The organism is Nocardia sp. CA-135953 (assembly GCF_050955735.1).
Lineage (GTDB): Bacteria > Actinomycetota > Actinomycetes > Mycobacteriales > Mycobacteriaceae > Nocardia.
The window spans coordinates 3,057,398-3,074,858 of record NZ_CP192082.1 but is presented as its reverse complement, the minus strand read 5'-3'; the positions used below and the strand labels follow the sequence as shown (position 1 = coordinate 3,074,858).

At 64.3% G+C, this 17,461-nt stretch carries 16 protein-coding genes; 9 read left to right on the top strand and 7 right to left on the bottom strand.

Translation table 11 applies throughout. The features are described from left to right. Nucleotides 1-72: 72 nt before the first annotated feature. Both ACQPXH_RS14085 and ACQPXH_RS14080 read left to right on the top strand, forming a co-directional pair. Nucleotides 73-963, top strand: coding sequence for a nuclease-related domain-containing protein (locus ACQPXH_RS14085; protein WP_433602791.1), 891 nt, complete (start codon nt 73-75; stop codon nt 961-963). 208 nt (nt 964-1,171) lie between these two features. Then, on the top strand, nt 1,172-1,789 hold the full coding sequence (locus ACQPXH_RS14080; protein WP_433602790.1) for a phosphatase PAP2 family protein: 618 nt from the start codon (nt 1,172-1,174) through the stop codon (nt 1,787-1,789). 5 nt (nt 1,790-1,794) lie between these two features. Here the strand turns inward: ACQPXH_RS14080 and ACQPXH_RS14075 are convergent, their stop codons facing one another. Continuing rightward, nucleotides 1,795-3,747 carry an acyl-CoA dehydrogenase family protein gene (locus ACQPXH_RS14075; protein WP_433602789.1) on the bottom strand — a complete coding sequence of 651 codons (1,953 nt, stop codon included), beginning with the start codon at nt 3,745-3,747 and terminating at the stop codon, nt 1,795-1,797. Between the two features lie 229 nt (nt 3,748-3,976). On the opposite strand from ACQPXH_RS14075, the gene ACQPXH_RS14070 reads away from it, so the two are divergent. From ACQPXH_RS14070 to ACQPXH_RS14060, 3 genes are read left to right on the top strand one after another with little or no spacing between them, the layout of a single operon-like run. Continuing rightward, nucleotides 3,977-4,612: a TetR family transcriptional regulator gene (locus tag ACQPXH_RS14070; protein WP_433602788.1), complete on the top strand. Its 636-nt coding sequence runs from the start codon at nt 3,977-3,979 to the stop codon at nt 4,610-4,612. Then, nucleotides 4,612-5,544, top strand: coding sequence for an ABC transporter ATP-binding protein (locus tag ACQPXH_RS14065; protein WP_433602787.1), 933 nt, complete (start codon nt 4,612-4,614; stop codon nt 5,542-5,544). Before ACQPXH_RS14070 ends, ACQPXH_RS14065 begins: the two co-directional genes overlap by 1 nt. Then, the gene (locus ACQPXH_RS14060) at nt 5,541-7,178 is read left to right on the top strand and encodes an ABC transporter permease (RefSeq protein ID WP_433602786.1); all 1,638 of its coding nucleotides are present in this window, start codon (nt 5,541-5,543) and stop codon (nt 7,176-7,178) included. The genes ACQPXH_RS14065 and ACQPXH_RS14060 overlap by 4 nt, the downstream gene beginning before the upstream one ends. A gap of 23 nt (nt 7,179-7,201) precedes the next feature. Here ACQPXH_RS14060 and ACQPXH_RS14055 read toward each other — a convergent pair whose 3' ends face one another. The 3 genes from ACQPXH_RS14055 to ACQPXH_RS14045 form a co-directional block, all read right to left on the bottom strand. Then, a complete protein-coding gene (locus tag ACQPXH_RS14055) occupies nt 7,202-7,411 on the bottom strand; it encodes a hypothetical protein (protein ID WP_433602785.1) in 210 nt (69 codons plus the stop codon). A gap of 230 nt (nt 7,412-7,641) precedes the next feature. Continuing rightward, on the bottom strand, nt 7,642-7,818 hold the full coding sequence (locus tag ACQPXH_RS14050) for a hypothetical protein (protein WP_433602784.1): 177 nt from the start codon (nt 7,816-7,818) through the stop codon (nt 7,642-7,644). A 96-nt stretch (nt 7,819-7,914) separates the two neighbouring features. After that, on the bottom strand, nt 7,915-9,300 hold the full coding sequence (locus ACQPXH_RS14045; protein ID WP_433603446.1) for a PLP-dependent aminotransferase family protein: 1,386 nt from the start codon (nt 9,298-9,300) through the stop codon (nt 7,915-7,917). Nucleotides 9,301-9,612: 312 nt separating this feature from the next. On the opposite strand from ACQPXH_RS14045, the gene ACQPXH_RS14040 reads away from it, so the two are divergent. The 4 genes from ACQPXH_RS14040 to ACQPXH_RS14025 all read left to right on the top strand — a co-directional run bounded on the left by ACQPXH_RS14040 (nt 9,613) and on the right by ACQPXH_RS14025 (nt 13,208). Continuing rightward, nucleotides 9,613-10,428 carry a prephenate dehydratase gene (locus ACQPXH_RS14040; protein ID WP_433602783.1) on the top strand — a complete coding sequence of 272 codons (816 nt, stop codon included), beginning with the start codon at nt 9,613-9,615 and terminating at the stop codon, nt 10,426-10,428. Beyond that, nucleotides 10,388-11,395, top strand: a complete 1,008-nt coding sequence (locus ACQPXH_RS14035; RefSeq protein ID WP_433602782.1) for an ABC transporter substrate-binding protein — start codon at nt 10,388-10,390, stop codon at nt 11,393-11,395. The genes ACQPXH_RS14040 and ACQPXH_RS14035 overlap by 41 nt, the downstream gene beginning before the upstream one ends. A 34-nt stretch (nt 11,396-11,429) precedes the next feature. After that, nucleotides 11,430-12,320 carry an amino acid ABC transporter permease gene (locus ACQPXH_RS14030; RefSeq protein ID WP_433602781.1) on the top strand — a complete coding sequence of 297 codons (891 nt, stop codon included), beginning with the start codon at nt 11,430-11,432 and terminating at the stop codon, nt 12,318-12,320. 120 nt (nt 12,321-12,440) lie between these two features. Next, the gene (locus ACQPXH_RS14025; protein WP_433602780.1) at nt 12,441-13,208 is read left to right on the top strand and encodes an amino acid ABC transporter ATP-binding protein; all 768 of its coding nucleotides are present in this window, start codon (nt 12,441-12,443) and stop codon (nt 13,206-13,208) included. 549 nt (nt 13,209-13,757) lie between these two features. Here the strand turns inward: ACQPXH_RS14025 and lpdA are convergent. The 3 genes from lpdA to ACQPXH_RS14010 are packed head-to-tail and all read right to left on the bottom strand — an operon-like array spanning nt 13,758 to nt 17,457. Beyond that, nucleotides 13,758-15,131: a dihydrolipoyl dehydrogenase gene (gene lpdA, locus ACQPXH_RS14020; protein ID WP_433602779.1), complete on the bottom strand. Its 1,374-nt coding sequence runs from the start codon at nt 15,129-15,131 to the stop codon at nt 13,758-13,760. Further along, the gene (locus ACQPXH_RS14015; protein ID WP_433602778.1) at nt 15,131-16,456 is read right to left on the bottom strand and encodes a dihydrolipoamide acetyltransferase family protein; all 1,326 of its coding nucleotides are present in this window, start codon (nt 16,454-16,456) and stop codon (nt 15,131-15,133) included. Before ACQPXH_RS14015 ends, lpdA begins: the two co-directional genes overlap by 1 nt. Beyond that, the gene (locus ACQPXH_RS14010) at nt 16,453-17,457 is read right to left on the bottom strand and encodes an alpha-ketoacid dehydrogenase subunit beta (RefSeq protein ID WP_433602777.1); all 1,005 of its coding nucleotides are present in this window, start codon (nt 17,455-17,457) and stop codon (nt 16,453-16,455) included. The genes ACQPXH_RS14015 and ACQPXH_RS14010 overlap by 4 nt, the downstream gene beginning before the upstream one ends. Nucleotides 17,458-17,461 lie beyond the last annotated feature (4 nt).

The following is a 17,461-nucleotide window of genomic DNA, read 5'->3' as shown; positions in this document are numbered from 1 at the left end:
CCGGGCAGAGTTGTCCGTATCCTTGCCACCATCGAGTGATGACGTGAAGGGCGGTCGCGAATGCTCGTGCGAGTGCAGAACCCGGCAGGCACCAATGCCGAGCGGGCGCTGATCGACTGGCTGCGCACCTGGAAGGATCCGGCCAGCCCGCACGGCGTCGCCACAGTGAATTGCAGTCTGTTCCACAACGATCGGCTGCATCAGTTCGACGCGGTGGTCTGGACCCCGACCAGTTGCGTGGTGATCGAGGCCGAGGCGCTGGTCGCGCGCCAGGACGGCGTGCTGGAGGTGCCGCTCAGCGGTCCGTGGACGATCTCCGGCGCACCGATCGCCAGCGAAGCCCGCGATCGCCGCACCCCGCTGGACCGATCGCGCGAACACACACTCGCACTGCAGAATTGGCTAGCCGCGCGCGGTCTCGGTCAGCGCGCGGTGCACGGTGTCGCGCTGATCGTTCCGCTGCGCGGCGCCGAACTGTCGGTCAAACAGGAGTGGAGCGATCCGAGTTTCGATGTGATCCTCGGCAGCGATCCGGAACGACTGCGGCACTATTTCGAGACGCTGGCCGATTCCGAGAAGAACATCCACCTGTGGACGGCCAACGATGTCGCGGTGGCCTTCCGCAGCCTTGGCATCCTGCCCGCCCTGCCTGCCCCGCAGGATCTGGTCAACGAGGGCTTCCTCGGCCCGATCGATATCACGCTGTGGCACGGCGGCCCGAACCAGGCGCAGGCGGAGGCCTATGCCGAGGAGCTGGCGCGGGCCGAAAAGGACGCCGACGCACCAGCCCTGGTCATCGAGGCGCCCTGGTACAGCCCGTGGAAGCTGTATCCGCGGCAGGCAGGCGATATGGATCTGGGGCGGGCGTTCATGCGCATCACGCTGGCGACGGGCATGCTCATCGCCTTCGCGTGGGTGATCTGGTTCGTGATCACCGCGGTATTCACCTACGGGCCGGGGTGAGGACAGACGTCGGCAGTTCCACGGACTGTGCTCTACACGCATTCGCGCTAGAGGTGTAGCGGCTCGCGCGATCTCGACGCGCTCGGCATCGCGGCCGATAAAGTTCGGCAGCCGTCCGACAGGCTGCCACCGTCTGGCTGGTCATTAGGATTCGACGGCGTATCGGCCCGATGCGCCGCGAGAGTGTCGGGAGGATCCACTGGGAGGCGTGGCTCGCCGGATACGCGCGAACCTCGTCGCGCTGTGCGTGGTGCTCGTCGGCGTCGGCATCGCGGTTACGCTGCCGCTGACCTTTCCAGGCGACGGCGCGGCCACCGATCTGGATCGCGAGCTCGCCGAGCCGATCCACTCGGCGCTGGATGACCATCCCGGTGGCTACGAGGCGCTGGTGATTCCGAGCAACGGCTACATCCTGATCCCGATGTTGCTCGCGGCCGCCGCCTGGTTCGGCTATCGGGGTCGGTGGCGGCGGGCCGTGGCGATGGTGGTGATTCCCGAGGTCGTGGTCGGAATCAACAGCTGGGTGCTCAAACCGCTGTGGGATCGACCGCTGCACGACTATCTCGCGTATCCGAGCGGACATACCGTGCACCTGGTCGCGATCGCCACCGCGTTCGTCGTGCTGACCGACTCGACGCGGGCGCGCGTCGGCACCATTGTGATCGCCACCGCCGCACTGGCCTGCGCCGCGGTCGGCATGATCGGCCTCGGCTATCACATGCCCACCGATATTCTCGGCGGCACGGCGGTGGCGATCGCCCTGGTCGTCCTGTGTTGGAAACTCACCGAGCGATTTCTCTCGGAGCAGGCGCACGTCGACTCCTAGATCCGCTACACGGTCGTAGGACTACTGCTCCGATCGAACACGCTCGCATCATCCAGCAGTGCCGCACGCAGCATGGTCTCCGGCACCCCCATGCCCTCGACCAGCGTCAGCGCATCCGGGCGCAGCCGGTCGACCAGTTCATTGACACCGCGACGCACGGCCTTCGCCCGTTCCACCGACATAAACCGGTGCATGATGAACCACGCTTGATTCTCCTCGAGCATCGAGTAGACGTACAGATCGCAGACGGTCTCGGCGAGTTCGCGCGCCTGCGGATCCGCTATTCCGGCAATACCTTCGATGAACGCCTCGAGAATCAGTCGATCGATATGTGCGGTGCCCGCGGCGAGGATGTGGTCCTGCGCATTGTTGAACGCCTCGAAGGGTGCGGTGTCCTTCGCGCGGGCACGCAGCCGGTGTCCGGCTGTGCGCACCAGATAGTCCTCGCGATCGGCGAACAGCTGCAGCTGCACCGAGCGGCGCGACAGATCGCCGTCGTCGACCGTGTCGTCACTGCGGTCGCGCAGCGTCTGGATCAGTTGGCGCACACCGGAACGCTTGCGGACCACATCACCGGCCATGGTGGCGGCGAAGCGCACCCAGCCGAGCGCGTCCAGATCGCGGATCTCGTCGGAGTAGGCGGTGAGCAGTTCCTTGGCCACCAGCTGGGTGAGTACGACGTTGTCGCCCTCGAAGGTGGTGAACACATCGGTATCGGCCTTCAGTGTGACGAGCCGGTTCTCGGTGAGATAGCCTGCGCCGCCGCAGGCTTCGCGACATTCCTGGATGGCACGGGTGGCGAATCCGGTCTGCGCGACCTTGAGTCCGGCGGCCCGCTTCTCCAGGGCGCGCTGGGCGCCGGGATCGAGATCCTGACCGGTCTGTACCAGATGCATGCGGCGAACCAGATCGTTCTGCGCGAAAGCCAGCGCATACGACCGGGCGATCAAGGGCAGCAGCCGCCGTTGATGACTGCGGTAGTCCAGCAGCAAGGTCTCCTGGCCGCTGTCCGGATCCGAGAATTGCCTGCGCTTCAGTGCGTATCGCGTGGCAATGCTCAATGCGACCCGCGCACCGGCGGCTGCCGCGCCACCGACGCTGACCCGCCCGCGGACCAGAGTGCCCAGTGTGGTGAAGAATCGGCGGCTCGGATTCTCGATATCGGAGCTGTAGGTGCCGTCGGGGGCGACATCGGCGTACCGATTGAGCAGGTTCTCCCGCAGAATCCGGACCTGATCGAAGACGATGCGGCCGTTGTCGACACCGAGCAGGCCGCCCTTGAGTCCGTCGTCATAGGTGGTCACACCCGGCAGGTCGGCGCCGTGCTCATCCCGGATCGGCACCAGGAAGCAGTGCACACCCTGACTCGTCCCTTCGGTGATCAACTGCGCGAAAACCGCTGCCATCCCGGCATGTTCGGCCGCGCCGCCGATGTAGTCCTTGCGTGCCGACGGTGTCGGCGAATGGACGACGAACTCCTGGGTCTGCGGATCGTAGGTCGCGGTCGTCTCCAGATTCGCGACATCGCTGCCGTGTCCGGATTCGGTCATCGCGAAACAGCCGAGCAGATCCAGTGATATCAGCCGCTTGACCACATCGCGATGCCGTTCGGTCCCGAGGTTCTCCACGGCCCCGCCGAACAAGCCCCACTGCACACCCGATTTCACCCACAGCGACAGGTCGGCGTACGCGAGCATCTCCAGCCCTGTCACCGCCTCCCCCGGCTCCCCGGTGCCCCCGTTCTCGCGTCGGAACCCACGCTCCGCGTAGCCCATCGATGCGATCGCCCGCATCTGCTCGAGCACCCGTGCCCGTGCCGCGTGATAGTCGAGATACGGATTGCCGGTGAACTGGTCTCCGGCCAGTTGCACCCTGGCCTCGGCGCGAACCGCGCGCCATGGGCCGTCGAGTGCGTCGCGGAGGTGGTCCGATGTGGAGACGTTCTCGGTGTCAGGCATACCGCGACACTAGCGTTTCGCTGACGTCCAGCGGCCGGTAAGCACCGATGAGATGCCGACCTCCGTATCCGCGTCCAAGGCGCTGACCAGGACATTCTGCCGTCACAAATATCGTGACACAACAACTTCGCCGAACTCTTGCTTACCATTGAACGCGTGTTTAATATACTAAACATGTGTTCAATCAGAGAGCCGTATCGCAAGGACCCGCCGATCTAGGAGGCGCCGCGTGACGTCGACCCCGAATTCGGATCTCACTACCGCCGCCCGCATTCGCGATATCGCGATCGAGGCGTTCGGCGACAACGGATTCCAGGTCGGAGTGCGCGCGATCGCCGCTGCGGCGGGTGTCTCCCCCGGACTGGTCAACCATCACTTCGGCTCCAAGGACGGCCTGCGGGCCGCCTGCGACGACCGGGTGCTGGAGTTGATCCGGGACCAGAAGTGGAAGACCGCCACCGAGACGAACGTCGCGAAAAGCATGCTCGACGCGATGTCCGAGATCGAGGCTTACGGCCCGCTGGTCGCCTACATGGTCCGCAGCCTGCAGGCAGGCGGCCCCTTGGCCGAATCATTGCTCGAGCACATGATCTCGGATGCCGAGGAGTACATCCAGGCGGGCGTGGAGGCGGGCACCCTCAAGCCGAGCCGTGATCCGGCCGCGCGGGCCAAATATCTGACGATGGTCAATGTCGGCGCGACCGTTCTGTACTTCACCCTGCTGCAGCAACGCGGCGAAAAGCTGGACTACCGCAAGCTCGTTCGCACCTTGACCGAGGAGTTCATGCTGCCCGCCGCGGAGCTCTACTCCCAGGGATTCCTGACCGACCCAACGATTTTGGACACCCTTACCAAGGAGACCTGATGTCCGACATCATCGAAGTTCGCGATCTGCACAAGAACTTCGGCCACTTCGCCGCCCTGACCGGGCTGGATCTCGCGGTCCGCGAGGGCGAAATCCACGGCTTCCTCGGCCCGAACGGCGCGGGTAAGTCGACCACCATCCGTATCCTGCTCGGGATCCTGCGCGCCAGCTCCGGCGAGGCTCGGCTGCTCGGACGCGACCCGTGGACCGATGCGGTCGAACTGCACCGCGAAATCGCTTATGTACCAGGCGATGTCACACTGTGGCCATCTTTATCCGGCGGGGAAACCATCGACCTATTGGCCAGGATGCGCGGTGAAATCAACCCGCAGCGTCGCACCGAACTCATCGAGCGATTCGACCTGGATCCGCGCAAGAAGGCGCGCACCTACTCCAAGGGCAACCGGCAGAAGGTCGCGCTGATCTCCGCGCTTGCCTCCGATGTGCGTCTGCTGCTACTCGATGAACCGACCTCGGGCCTGGATCCATTGATGGAGCAGGTCTTTCGCGAATGCGTCGAAGAGGCCGAACAGCGCGGTACCACGGTCTTGCTCTCCAGCCATATCCTCTCCGAGGTCGAGGTGCTCTGCGACCGGGTGACCATCATCCGGGCCGGGCGCACCGTGGAAAGCGGATCGCTCGCGGATATGCGCCATCTGTCGCGCACTTCCATCAGCGCCGAATTGCTCGGCGACCCAGGTGATCTCAGTCGGGTCCCGGGTGTCGAGGACATCGAGCGCGACGGTTCGACGCTGCGCTGTCAGGTGGACGGGGAACATCTCGGCGAGTTGATCCGGATCCTCGGCGATGCCGGCGTGCGCAGCCTCACCAGTGCGCCGCCGACGTTGGAGGAGCTTTTCATGCGGCATTACCACGTCGACGGCGCGACGTCCGAGCAGGCGCGGGCGGCCATGGAGAAGGTGGGATCATGACAACCGCAACCGTGGGCGGCGGGCATTACGCCACGCCCGCCGTGCGCGGGTCGGCCGACTTCGCCGGTACCGCCCAACTGCTGCGACTGTTCCTGCGCCGCGACCGAATTGTGTTGCCGCTGTGGGTATTTGCTTTCGGCCTGCTACCTGCCGCCTATGTCAGCAGCGCCAAGGCCGTTTACACCACGCAGGCCGACCTCGATCATGCGGCGCGGTCGGTCTTGGAAAGCCCGGCGCTCATTGCCATGTATGGGCCGGTCTTCAGCACCGATCTGGGCTCGGTCGGGCTGTGGAAGGCCGGTCCGTTCTACGCGATGATGGCGATCGCGACGATTCTCACCGTCATCCGGCACACCCGGGTCGAGGAGGAGACCGGTCGCGCGGAATTGGTCGGCGCCACGAGTATCGGCCGCTACGCGGGGTTGACCGCCGCCATGATCATGACGGCGACCGGCTGTCTGATCGTCGCCATCCTGAGCGCCCTCGCGCTCTACGGCAGTGACCTGCCCGCCGCCGGTTCGCTGGCCTACGGCGCCACGCTCGGCAGTTCCGGTTTGGTCTGGGCCGGGGTCGCCGCCATCGCGGCACAGGTGAGCGTGGGCGCGCGGGTCGCGCGCGGGGTGGCGTTCGGTGCACTCGGCACGGCCTTCGCATTGCGCGCGGTCGGCGACGCCGGAAACGGTGTGCTGTCGTGGTTTTCGCCGCTCGGCTGGTGTATCAATATGCGGCCGTATGCGGATGAGCGCTGGTGGGTGTTGATTCCACTGCTCACCGTCGCCATCATGACCACGATCGCCGCGTATATGCTACTGCGGCAACGTGATACCGGATCGGGCCTGCTCGCCGAGCGGCCGGGCGCACCGGTCGCGGCTGCGACGCTGTCCGGTCCGTCGGGGCTCGCGTGGCGGCTCCAGCGCGGCTCTCTGCTGGCATGGTCCATCGGCTTCCTGCTCTACGGATCGCTGATGGGTGGCGCCATCAACAGCGTCGGCGACATGCTCGACAACAGCAAGCAGGTCCGCGATGTGATCAACCGGATGGGCGGCACCGATGTGCTGCAGAATTCCTTCATCACCTTCGCCCTCAGCATGCTGGCCATCGCGGCGTCGGCCTACTCCATCTCGGCGGTGCTGCGACTGCACGACGAGGAGTCGAGCCAGCGCGCCGAGGCAACGTTGGCCGGTTCGGTGAGCCGAGAACGCTACGCGCTCAGCCATATCGGCATCGCGCTGCTCGGACCGGTGGTGCTGCTGTTCCTCGCGGGTGCGGCGGTCGGAGTCATCTACGGCATCTCCGACGGCGATCTGGCCGGCAAGCTCGGCGACTGCCTCGGCGCCGCGGCGGTGCAACTGCCCGCGGTGTGGGTGCTGACCGCGATCACGGCGGCGATCTACGGGCTCGCGCCGCGCTACACGCCGGTCGCCTGGGGCGTGCTGAGCACGATGATCACCATCTTCGTCATCGGCGCGCTCGACGGACTCCCGCAGTGGGTCCGCGATCTGGTCCCCTTCGTGCACCCGCCGAAGCTGCCCGGCTCATCGTTCGAGGCCACACCGATCCTGTGGCTGCTCGGAATCACGGTCGTGCTGCTCGGGGTCGGGATCGTGGGCTTCCGCCGCCGCGATCTGCGCTGAGATTCGGATGGCAACTGGCGCTGTCACGGCCGTTCGTGCTGTTGGTCGTGCTGATCAGCGGTGCCGTTCTGATCATCAACGGTGGTATGGCACCGGCTGATCTGCTGCCGTTCCTGCTGCTCGGCCTCGTCCTGACCGCTCCGGTGGCGGCCCCCGGCCACGGCTTCCACGATATGCAAGCGGCCGGGCGCGACCGGCTTGATCGCGATCGCCGTGATCGGCGTTGCGATCATCGGCGTGGCCGGTGTACTGATCGGATTGCGTGTGGCACGCAGGCGACGCGGCCAGGAGGCCGCTGAACAAGGGCGTTCTGGCGCTGGCGCTGGCGCGGTCGAGACGCTGGTGGCGGTCTGGGTCGGGTGATGATTTCTGGTGTGAGTCCCGCCGTGGTCGGTGTGGTGGCCGGTGAGGCCCGGATAGGGGTGTGGTGACGGTGTTGATTGTTGCTGTCGCCGCCCCTGTTTCAGACGGTGGCGGGTGTCAGCGCCCAGACCCCTGTGGTGCGGGTGAGCCGGCGCCCGATGAGGTTGCGCAGGTTGAGCCCGGCGGTGCGGCGGGTCAGCCACGCGTGGTTCTTGATGGTTCCCCGGTAGCGCAGTTTGAGGCGGCGCCCGCCCAGGTTGGCGATCTGGGAGACCACTCGTTCCGCGTTGGGCGTGCGGCCGAGATGCCACACGTGCAGTTAGGTGCGGCATCTCGGAAACGACAGGCACCTACGGGTGTGTGAGACAAAGTCTCAGTCGGCAGGCAACGCCATCTTTCCAGACTGAGGGTCGGGGCGAGCGCGTACCGCCCGCCAGGCTTGGGCGAGGACTCTTGCGCCGGCGACGATCGAATCCTCAGTCATGTTGGCGTATCCGAGGACGAGGGTAGGTCTGTTGTCCTGCAACTCCTCGAGTCGGAATCGTTGCAGGCTCAGAACAGGCAGCGAGAGTCGTGCAGCCTCAGCGACCAGGCGATCCTCGGCGCAGATATTCGGAAATCGAACAAGGAGATGCAGTCCGGCCGGGGCGGAGGAGATCTCGATGCCGTCGAGTTCAGCATGGAGGGCGGAGATGAGGGCATGTCGTCGGCGGTTGTATTTCGGGCGCGTTCGACGTAAATGACGGTCGAGCAGTCCGGTAGTGATGAGGTACGTCAGCGCCAGTTGGTCGATGACTGGAACCCCGAGGTCGAAGTGCTCCCGTATCGCGTTGACACGCGGTGTCATCCAGGTCGGCGTGACCATCCAGCCCAAGCGGAGGGCAGGGCTGAGGATCTTGCTGGTCGTCCCGAGGTAGACGACTCGGTCCGGCATAGTGGATTGCACTGCGTGGACTGCGGCAGTCCCATAGTTGAACTCGGCGTCGTAATCGTCCTCGATGACGAGGGCGTTGCGCCTGGTGGCCCATTCGAGAAGTTCGGAACGCCGAGCGTCCGACATGATCACTCCAGTGGGGAATTGGTGCGCTGGTGTGAGGAGCACGACCCGTACGTCCGGATGCGCCCACAGATCCGCGACGCAGATCCCTTCGTCGTCGACGCGGATTGGGACCAACTGTAGGTCGACCGATTCGAGCGGCGGACGCAACCGGTCCCAGCTGGGGTTCTCAACCGCTATGGTGCTGTGGCCCTCGTCGGCGAGCACTCGTGCGAGCAGGCTGATCGACTGCACTGTGCCGCCGCATACATGAATATCGTGCGGCTGGGCTGCGACTCCTCGTATACGGGCCAACCGTTCGGCAAGCGCTTCGCGGAATTTGGCATTTCCGTTCGGGCTCGAATATTGCAGATCGTCACGTGACGCCGTGGACATCACATGTCGAATGGCATTCGTCCACTCTGTGCGGGGAAATGAGCTGAGGTCGGCTACCCCTGCGGCGAAGGTTAGCTGCGATGTAGGAGGCCTCACTGGTAGCCGGGGAGCGGGAGCGGCGGCGGGGCCCTCCGCGACGACGGTGCCCGAGCCTCGTCGAGATCGCAGGAATCCCTGCATGGTCAGCTGCCCATAGGCGTTCACTACCACCGACCGAGAGCAGTGCAGCTCACGGGCGAGCGTGCGCGAAGGCGGCAACTGGGCACCTGCTGCGAGATGTCCGTTTCTGATCGCCTGTTTGATCGCCTCCTGAACGCGAACCGTCATCGTCTGTCGGCGGTCTGCGCTGTCGATGCTCAGGTCCAGCTGCAGATCAGCGGCCCACTTCGGTGCGAAAGTTGTCATACGAAGGTGCACCTCTCTCAGTGCGAGCACGCACAGTCACTCAACCCCCGTCGGCCCGCTGGCCTTCACCATAGCCATCGCTGCCGACAAGGAGAAGCTACGCGAATTGGTCTGCGATCGGGGACCAGAATTGGATCCTTCGCTGATCTCGAACGCGACTAACGTCTGTCAACCTACGGGCAGAAAGTGCCCCAGATCACCTGCATGCCGCTGCTACGGAAAGATTACAGACGAATGAAGATCGGTTACCTAGGACCTGAGGGTTCCAACCACTGGCACGTGGCGACCACGATTGTCGAACGATTCGGAGGGCAGATCCAACCAATCGACACGCCTGCGGAACTGGCGACCTGCGCCGCGACCGGCGCGGTGGACTTCAGCGTCTTGGCCATGGAGACCAACCTCCTCGGCATGATCGAACCGCACTTCCGTGAGCTGCTCGATAGTGCCTTGGAGGTATGCGGGGAGGTGGTCTACGAAGCGCCACTCGCGCTGGTCGCCAAGCCCGGAACCGAGCTGAGCGAGATCACGCGGATCCACAGCCACCCGGAAGCGATCTCGGAGTGCCGTGCTTGGCTCAAGGCGAACGTTCCGCACGCTGCCGCAGTCTTCGCCGGGTCGACCGCAGCGGGTGCACGAGAAGTGGCGGCGAGCGCGGGGCGGAACCGAGCGGCGATCTGCGCACCGGACACCGCCGCGGGTCTCGGATTGGAACAGCTCGTTGCTGACATCGCGGATCCGCCCGGCGACGTCACTCGCTTCTGGATGCTGGGCCGGGTGAACACTGTCGCGGCACCGGCCACGAAGACCAATCTGCTGATCACCCCCCTGGGAGCCGATGTCTCCGGCGTCCTGCGCGTTCTCGCCGCCTCCGGCGTCGCGATCGAACGTGTCGATGCCGTGACCCGACGGGGCGCCCTCGGGGACTACTCGGTGCATGTGAGCCTCCACCGGGGCCGCGACGGCGACAACATCGCTCTCGTCCGGAAAGAGCTCGAAAGCCTTGCGGATGTCCGTCACCTGGGCAGCTACGCCGAGTTCGCAGCATGACTTTGCCGACCCCTACACCGATGCGGAACCAATCAGGAGAAAGACGATGACAATCACACTGGGAAGAAAACGGGGCCGCATCGCGATGTCGGTGACGGCACTGCTGGTAGCGGGTGCGCTCATTACAGCAGGGTGCGGTGCGCAGAAGGTCGGTGAGGCCGGAGGCTCGGGCGCGAACGGTGACGCGAAGGCCAAGTTCAATTCCATGCTCCCAGAGCAGATTCGCGCTGCCGGCGTCCTGAAGCTGGGTACCGATGCGTCCGCGCCGCCCTTTGCCTTCATCGGGTCGGATAACCGGACTGTGGAAGGGGTCAACGTCGACCTCGCCAACGCCGTCGGCCCGCTGCTCGGGGTGCGGATAGACCTGCAGAATGTCGCGTTCGACCAATCGATTCCGTCCGTCACCAGCCACCGGGTGGATCTGTACTGGGACTGGACCAAGGACCGTGAGCAATCGCGGCAGAAGGTGGACTTCGTCGATTTCGCCACCACCGGCGCAGGAATCCTGGTCGCCCAGGGCAATCCCGCCAATATCCGGCTCCCCGCCGATCTGTGTGGCAAGACGGTGTCGGTGCAGGACGGTAGCAGCAACGTCGACATCGTCGAGACCGTCAGCAAGCAACAGTGTGTCGGTTCGGGAAAGCCTGCCATCGAGGTGTTGAAGTTCGACACGGTCCCGTCCGCGCTACTGCAGATCAAAAGCGGGCGTGCTGTTGCCACTGTCGCGTCCTTCGGAGTCGCGTCCTACGAAGGACGGACAAGTCCGGACTATGACGCGACCGGCGATATCATCAGTCCGATCAAGGCTGGTTTCACAATGGCGAAAGGCCAGCCCGCCCTTCGCGATGCGGTGCGCGCTGCACTGCAGGAGCTCATTGCAACCGGACAGTACGGAGAGATCATGAACAAGTGGTCGCTCAATGACTCGAAAATCGACAGCATAACCGTCAATGACGGAAATGGCTAGCACTGAGCGTGCTTCAGGATGGATGAAATAGAAAATGAAAAGCAGTGCGGCTACGCCGATCCAAGAACTGGCGAGACCGGTGGAAATAGTTCGTAAGAAACACTACGGGCGCTATGTGACAGGGGCGGTCCTGGTAGTCATCGCCGCATTGTTGATTCGGGCTTTCGCGAATGCCGATATTAGCTACGGTATTACCGCGGAGTACTTTACTCAGCCCTTCATCATTTACGGCGTACTCAACACGGTCATTCTGAGCGTGACGGCGATGGCCATCGGACTTGTCCTCGGCGTTCTCGCCGCGCTGGCGCGGCTGTCGGCTAATCCCGTGCTCAAAGGTGTGGCCAGCACTTACATCTGGCTGTTCCGTGGTACCCCGGTGCTCGTCCAGTTGCTGTTGTGGTACAACATGTCGCTGATCTTCCCCACGATCTACGTGCCGTTTCTGGGCGAATACACCACCAATTCGATCATGACACCGTTCGTCGCAGCACTGATCGGACTCGGCGTGAACGAAGGCGCCTACATGGGTGAGATCATCCGCGGAGGCATCCTGTCCGTCGACAACGGTCAACGCCAAGCCGCCAAAGCTCTGGGCATGAGCCCTTTCCAGGTGACCACCAGGATCGTGTTACCGCAGGCGTTCCGCGTGTGCCTGCCCGGCACCGGCAATCAGTTCGTGATCATGCTCAAGTCCTCCTCGCTGGCGAGCATCGTCCAGTACAGCGAACTCCTCAACAAAGCCGAGACGGTGTACCAGCGGAACCTCGCCATCATCGAATTGCTGCTGGTGGCGTCGCTGTGGTACATCATCCTCACGACGATCTTCACGTTCGGACAGTCCCTGCTCGAGCGACGAGCCGGACGCTCCCTGCTCACTACCGCCAGACAGAGACGGTTCTTCCGGCGAAACCTCGCCGGAGCGTAACGTGTCGAGCCCGGCCCGCCCCAATGCACGGCGATCGACTCGGGCTTCGGACGCAAGTCTTCATCTTGGACAGTTCGAGTCGTCGGCACCGCTGGCTGGCGCAGGATCTAAGGAAAACCCATGCTCAACGACGTTATCGTGACAGCTCGCGATGTAGAGAAATCATACGGAACCAACTCGGTGCTGCGCGGCGTGAGTTTCGAGGCTGGACGGGGCGAGGTCACGTGCCTCCTCGGCCCCTCCGGTTCGGGGAAGTCGACGCTCCTGCGCTGCGTCAATCACCTCGAAACCATCGACAAAGGTGTGATTCGGGTAGACGGCGTCGTAGTCGGTTATCACGAAAAGGACGGCAAGCTGTACGAGATGTCCGAGCGTGATGCGGCGCGTGCGCGGCATGGAATCGGGATGGTGTTCCAAAGCTTCAATCTATTCGCGCATATGACAGTCCTCGAGAACGTCATGGCCGGGCCCCGTATCGTCGGTAAACGGAAAAAGGAGCCGTCCCGGACCACAGCCTTGGAACTGCTGGACCGTGTCGGCTTGGCTGCCAAAGGTCAGTCCTACCCCGCACAACTATCCGGTGGACAGCAGCAACGAGTGGCTATTGCACGAGCGCTCGCCATGGAACCCAAACTCATGCTCTTCGACGAACCAACCTCCGCTCTCGACCCCGAGCTTGTCGGCGAAGTGCTCAGTGTCATGAAGGAACTTGCGGCCGAGGGGATGAGCATGCTCGTGGTGACCCATGAAATTGCCTTCGCCCGAGATGTCGCCGACCAAGTGATCATGATGGATGGTGGAAGGATCATCGAAAGCGGGCCGCCGCAGAAGGTGCTCACTACTCCCGAACACGAGCGCACCCGAGCCTTCCTCTCGCGCATTCTCTGATCCCGTTATGAATTTCAACCTGGAGATGGGGTATCTGACCGTGCCCGAGTTCGTCCTGGGATAATTCTCCGACTGCCCGCATAAGTGTGGTCTGTCGTAGCGCACCTCGATGTCACTCTGGTCGCACTCGCACGACCGGGGCGGTTTCGTCGGTGTGCCCCGCAGGCCGTGCTGGCGATCGGATCAGCAGGCGAAAGACCCAGTAGCCGATCGATTTCGCCAAGTCCTGTACCGATCAGTACGTCATTCGAGGCGAACAAGACCATCGGTAGCGGAGACTGGCGACTGGACCCATGAGGGGCGTACGACGGGCGGAGCAACAACTCCGCCCGTCGTATGTATTTATCTGGGGCACAGGAGAACTCGGATCCATAACCTGCTTCCCGCTCAGCCCTACCCCGGCCCGGCCACGGTGCTGCTCACGCTGGTTGCCTTCGCACTGGCAGCGCTACCGGCGTTTGCCCCAAAAGCTGAGCGCAAGCTCGGCTATGCGCTCACCCTCGCCGAGGAGGGGTATGCGTGTCGGGTCGGGGGAGCCGCAGGTGCTCGCTACGTGTGGGTGTGCAGAGGTGTGCCCGACAATGCGAGCATTGCCTCACCCAGTGCCTCGTTCTGAGTGGGGTGCGCGTGGATGAACGGTGCGACGTCGGAGGGCAGCGCTTCCCAGGCGACGGCCAGCTGGGCTTCGCCGATCAGTTCGCCGACGCGATGGCCGACCAGGTGCACTCCCACCACAGGGCCGGTGTCGCCGGCACGTATCACCTTGACCCCGCCCGAGGTCTTCAGGATCTGACTCTTGCCGTTACCAGTGAGGTCATACACCACGGACGTGATGTTGCCGTAGCGCTTCCGCGCGGCGTCTTCGTCGAGCCCGACGGACGCGACCTCCGGATGCGAATATGTCACGCGTGGAATGAGCTGGTCCGCAACAGGAACCGGCGCGAGGCCGGCGATCTCCTCGGCGACGAAGATTCCCTGATGGAAGCCGCGGTGTGCCAGCTGGAGCCCTGCCACGATGTCCCCGACGGCGTATACCCCCTCGGCGCCGGTGCGCAGACGATCGTCGGTGATCACGAAACCACGGTCGAGGGCGACGCCATGTTCGGCGAATCCGCTGTCGGCCGTGCGCGGACCACGTCCCACCGCCACCAGCAGGATGTCCGCCTCGAGCGTGTCGCCACCGGCGAGTTCCACATGAACTCGGTTCGAGGTTTCCTTCGCCGCGGCGACCCGCACGCCGGTGCGGGCGGAAATTCCGCGTCTGCGGAATGCGCGTTCGAGTTGCTCCGAACACCACGGGTCCTCCGCGGCTATCAGGCGGGGGAGAGCCTCGACAACGGTCACCTCCGCACCGAACGATGCCCAGACGCTGGCGAATTCGACACCGATCACGCCTCCGCCCAGAACGATGGCCTTGTTCGGAACGAACCCGAGGTTCAGTGCTTCGTCGCTGGTGACGATGCGCTCACCGAGGTCGATGGACTCGATCGTGCGGGCGTAGGACCCGGTCGCCAGCACCACGGACGTCCCCGTGTAGCGAGTGCCGTCCACCTCGATCGTCTTGTGCCCGACGTACCTTCCGTGCCCGTTCACGAAAGTTACCTTGTGGTGGACGACCAGGCCTTGCAGCCCTTTGTGCAGCCGGTCGATGGTGCTGTTCTTGAACTGGTGCACGGCCTCGATGTCGATCCCCTCGAACATCGTTCGCACTCCGAACGCCGCACCGCTGCGTGCGGTGTCGGCGACTTCGGCGGAATGCAACATCGCCTTCGTGGGGATGCAGCCTCGGTGCAGGCAGGTTCCGCCAACCTTGTCCGCCTCGATCAGCGTGACCGACAGTCCGAGTTGCGCGGCGCGGAAGGCACAGGCGTAACCGCTGGAGCCGCCACCGAGGATCAGGACGTCACTGTGCGCGCCGGTCATCAGAGCCTCCCCAGCAGAGTGATGGGATTCTCGATGTAGTCGGCGAATAATCTGAGGAACCCGCCTGCGATGCCGCCGTCGCACACTCGGTGATCGAAACTCAGCGATACCTGAGTCACCTTCCGGACGGTCAACTGCCCGTCCACGACCCATGGTTTGTCGACGATCCGGCCGACTCCCACGATCGCGGCCTCGGGATGGTTGATGATCGGGGTCGACCCGTCCACGCCGAAGACCCCGTAGTTGTTGAGGGTGAACGTGCCACCCGTCAGTCGTGTCGGCGGGAGCGTTCCCTCGCGGGCCAGCGCCGTGGTCTCCCGCAGTTGCCGGGCGAGTTCGACAGTCGTGAGCGCGTCGGCCTTGTCGATCACCGGGACGACGAGCCCGCGAGGCGTTTGTGTCGCGATGCCCAGGTGAACATGCCGGTATCGGACGATTTCGTTGCCTTCGGTATCGACGGAGGAGTTCAACTCCGGGAACCGGTGTAGCGCGGCGATGGTCAACCTCGCGAGCAGCGCCAGCAGACTGATCTGCTCGTCGTCGGTCAGAGTTGCATTGATCGTGCGTCGAGCCGCCAAGAGCTCGGTGGCATCGACATCCACCCACGTGGTCGCGTCCGGGATCTCCCGTCGACTGGTCGAGAGCTTGTCGGCTACGAACTTGCGTAGCCCCTCGAGCGGGAATCGCTGGTCCGCTGTTGCCGGGCGAGATGATGTGCTCGGGTTGTCCGGGGCATCGGTGAGGGCGTGGTCGACGTCGGCACGGGTGATCACACCACCCACGCCGGATCCCGACAGCGTCGCCAGATCCAAGCCGTGGGTGTGAGCGAGAGAGCGAACCACCGGAGAGATCACCCGGCTCGGTGGCCTGGGCGCAGCGGATGGTTTTGGTTTCGTAGAAACGACAGCGTTCGATGTCGCCGTGCTGGGGGGCGGAGCGATCGGTTGTACACGGCGCCTGCGGCGGCGGGTGTCCTGGCTGGTGCCGTACCCGATGAGAACATTGCCGGACCCGCCCCGTTCCTCCTCGAGGTGTTGCTCACCTGCGAGTGCGACGGAGCTGTCAGCGGTGTCGGCGTCGGACTCGGCGCCGCTCACGGTGATCAGTGGCGTGCCGACTTTCAGCGTCGAGCCTTCTTCGCCGTGCAACGCGATCACGGTGCCTTCGAAGGGAATTGGTACCTCGACCGCGGCTTTGGCGGTCTCGACTTCGACGACCACCTGGTCGATGGTGACGGAGTCACCGACCTGGACCTTCCATTCGGCGATATCGGCTTCGGTGAGTCCCTCGCCGAGGTCGGGGAGCACAAATACTTGATTGCTCATGCGGGCACCGTCCAACGGGTGTCGACCGAATCGTTCCACTGCAATCGGTCGATACTGTCGAGTACCCGGTCGACGCTCGGCAGGTGGAGATGTTCGAGCTTCGGGGCGGGGTACGGGATGTCGAATCCACTGACCCGCAACACCGGTGCGTGCAGGTGATGGAAGCACCGTTCCTGGACACGGGCGACGACCTCGGCTCCGACTCCGGCGAATCCCTGCGCCTCCTGAATGACGATGCACCGCCCGGTCTTGCGGACCGATGCCATGACCGTGTCGTCGTCGAACGGCACGAGCGAACGCAGGTCGATCACCTCGATGTCACGCCCCTCGGTTGCGGCGGCCGCGGCGGACTCGAGCGCGACCGTCACAGACGGTCCGTACGCGATGAGGGTCGCGTCCTGGCCGGGACGACGCACGGCGGCCTGCCCGATCGGCGCACCTGCCCCCAGATCTACGTCGGCGCCCGAGAAGTACAGCCGTTTGGGTTCGAGGAAGATCACCGGGTCGGGGTCGTCGATCGCAGCGCGCAACAGGGTGTATGCGTCCGCGACGCTGGACGGGGCCACGACTTTCAGTCCGGGGGTGTGCGCGTAGTAGCCCTCGCTGGAATCGCAGTGGTGTTCGACGCCGCCGATACCCCCGGCGTATGGGATACGGATGACGATCGGGACGGACAGTGCACCTTTCGTGCGATTACGAATCTTCGCGAGGTGGGACACGATCTGCTCGAACGCCGGGTAGGCGAACGCGTCGAATTGCATTTCGACGACCGGTCTGAACCCGGCCATCGCCATGCCGATCGCGAAGCCGACTATGCCGGATTCGGCGAGCGGGGTGTCGAAGCAGCGATCGTCGCCGAAGTCGCGGGTGAGTCCGTCGGTGACGCGGAAGACACCGCCGAGGGCGCCGACATCCTCGCCGAAGACGACGATGTTCTCGTCGGCGGCAAGGGCGTCGCGCAGTGCGGTGTTCAGAGCCTGGGCCATGGTAAGTGTGGGCACAGTG

Excerpts from the sequence above, each read along its gene's own strand:
- ACQPXH_RS14075 (WP_433602789.1), bottom strand. The coding sequence starts at position 3,747 with ATGCCTGACACCGAGAACGTCTCCACATCGGACCACCTCCGCGACGCA.
- ACQPXH_RS14065 (WP_433602787.1), top strand. The coding sequence starts at position 4,612 with ATGTCCGACATCATCGAAGTTCGCGATCTGCACAAGAACTTCGGCCAC.
- ACQPXH_RS14060 (WP_433602786.1), top strand. The coding sequence starts at position 5,541 with ATGACAACCGCAACCGTGGGCGGCGGGCATTACGCCACGCCCGCCGTG.
- ACQPXH_RS14055 (WP_433602785.1), bottom strand. The coding sequence starts at position 7,411 with ATGATCGCAACGCCGATCACGGCGATCGCGATCAAGCCGGTCGCGCCC.
- ACQPXH_RS14045 (WP_433603446.1), bottom strand. The coding sequence starts at position 9,300 with ATGACGGTTCGCGTTCAGGAGGCGATCAAACAGGCGATCAGAAACGGA.
- ACQPXH_RS14040 (WP_433602783.1), top strand. The coding sequence starts at position 9,613 with ATGAAGATCGGTTACCTAGGACCTGAGGGTTCCAACCACTGGCACGTG.
- ACQPXH_RS14035 (WP_433602782.1), top strand. The coding sequence starts at position 10,388 with ATGTCCGTCACCTGGGCAGCTACGCCGAGTTCGCAGCATGACTTTGCC.
- ACQPXH_RS14030 (WP_433602781.1), top strand. The coding sequence starts at position 11,430 with ATGAAAAGCAGTGCGGCTACGCCGATCCAAGAACTGGCGAGACCGGTG.
- ACQPXH_RS14025 (WP_433602780.1), top strand. The coding sequence starts at position 12,441 with ATGCTCAACGACGTTATCGTGACAGCTCGCGATGTAGAGAAATCATAC.
- lpdA (WP_433602779.1), bottom strand. The coding sequence starts at position 15,131 with ATGACCGGCGCGCACAGTGACGTCCTGATCCTCGGTGGCGGCTCCAGC.
- ACQPXH_RS14015 (WP_433602778.1), bottom strand. The coding sequence starts at position 16,456 with ATGAGCAATCAAGTATTTGTGCTCCCCGACCTCGGCGAGGGACTCACC.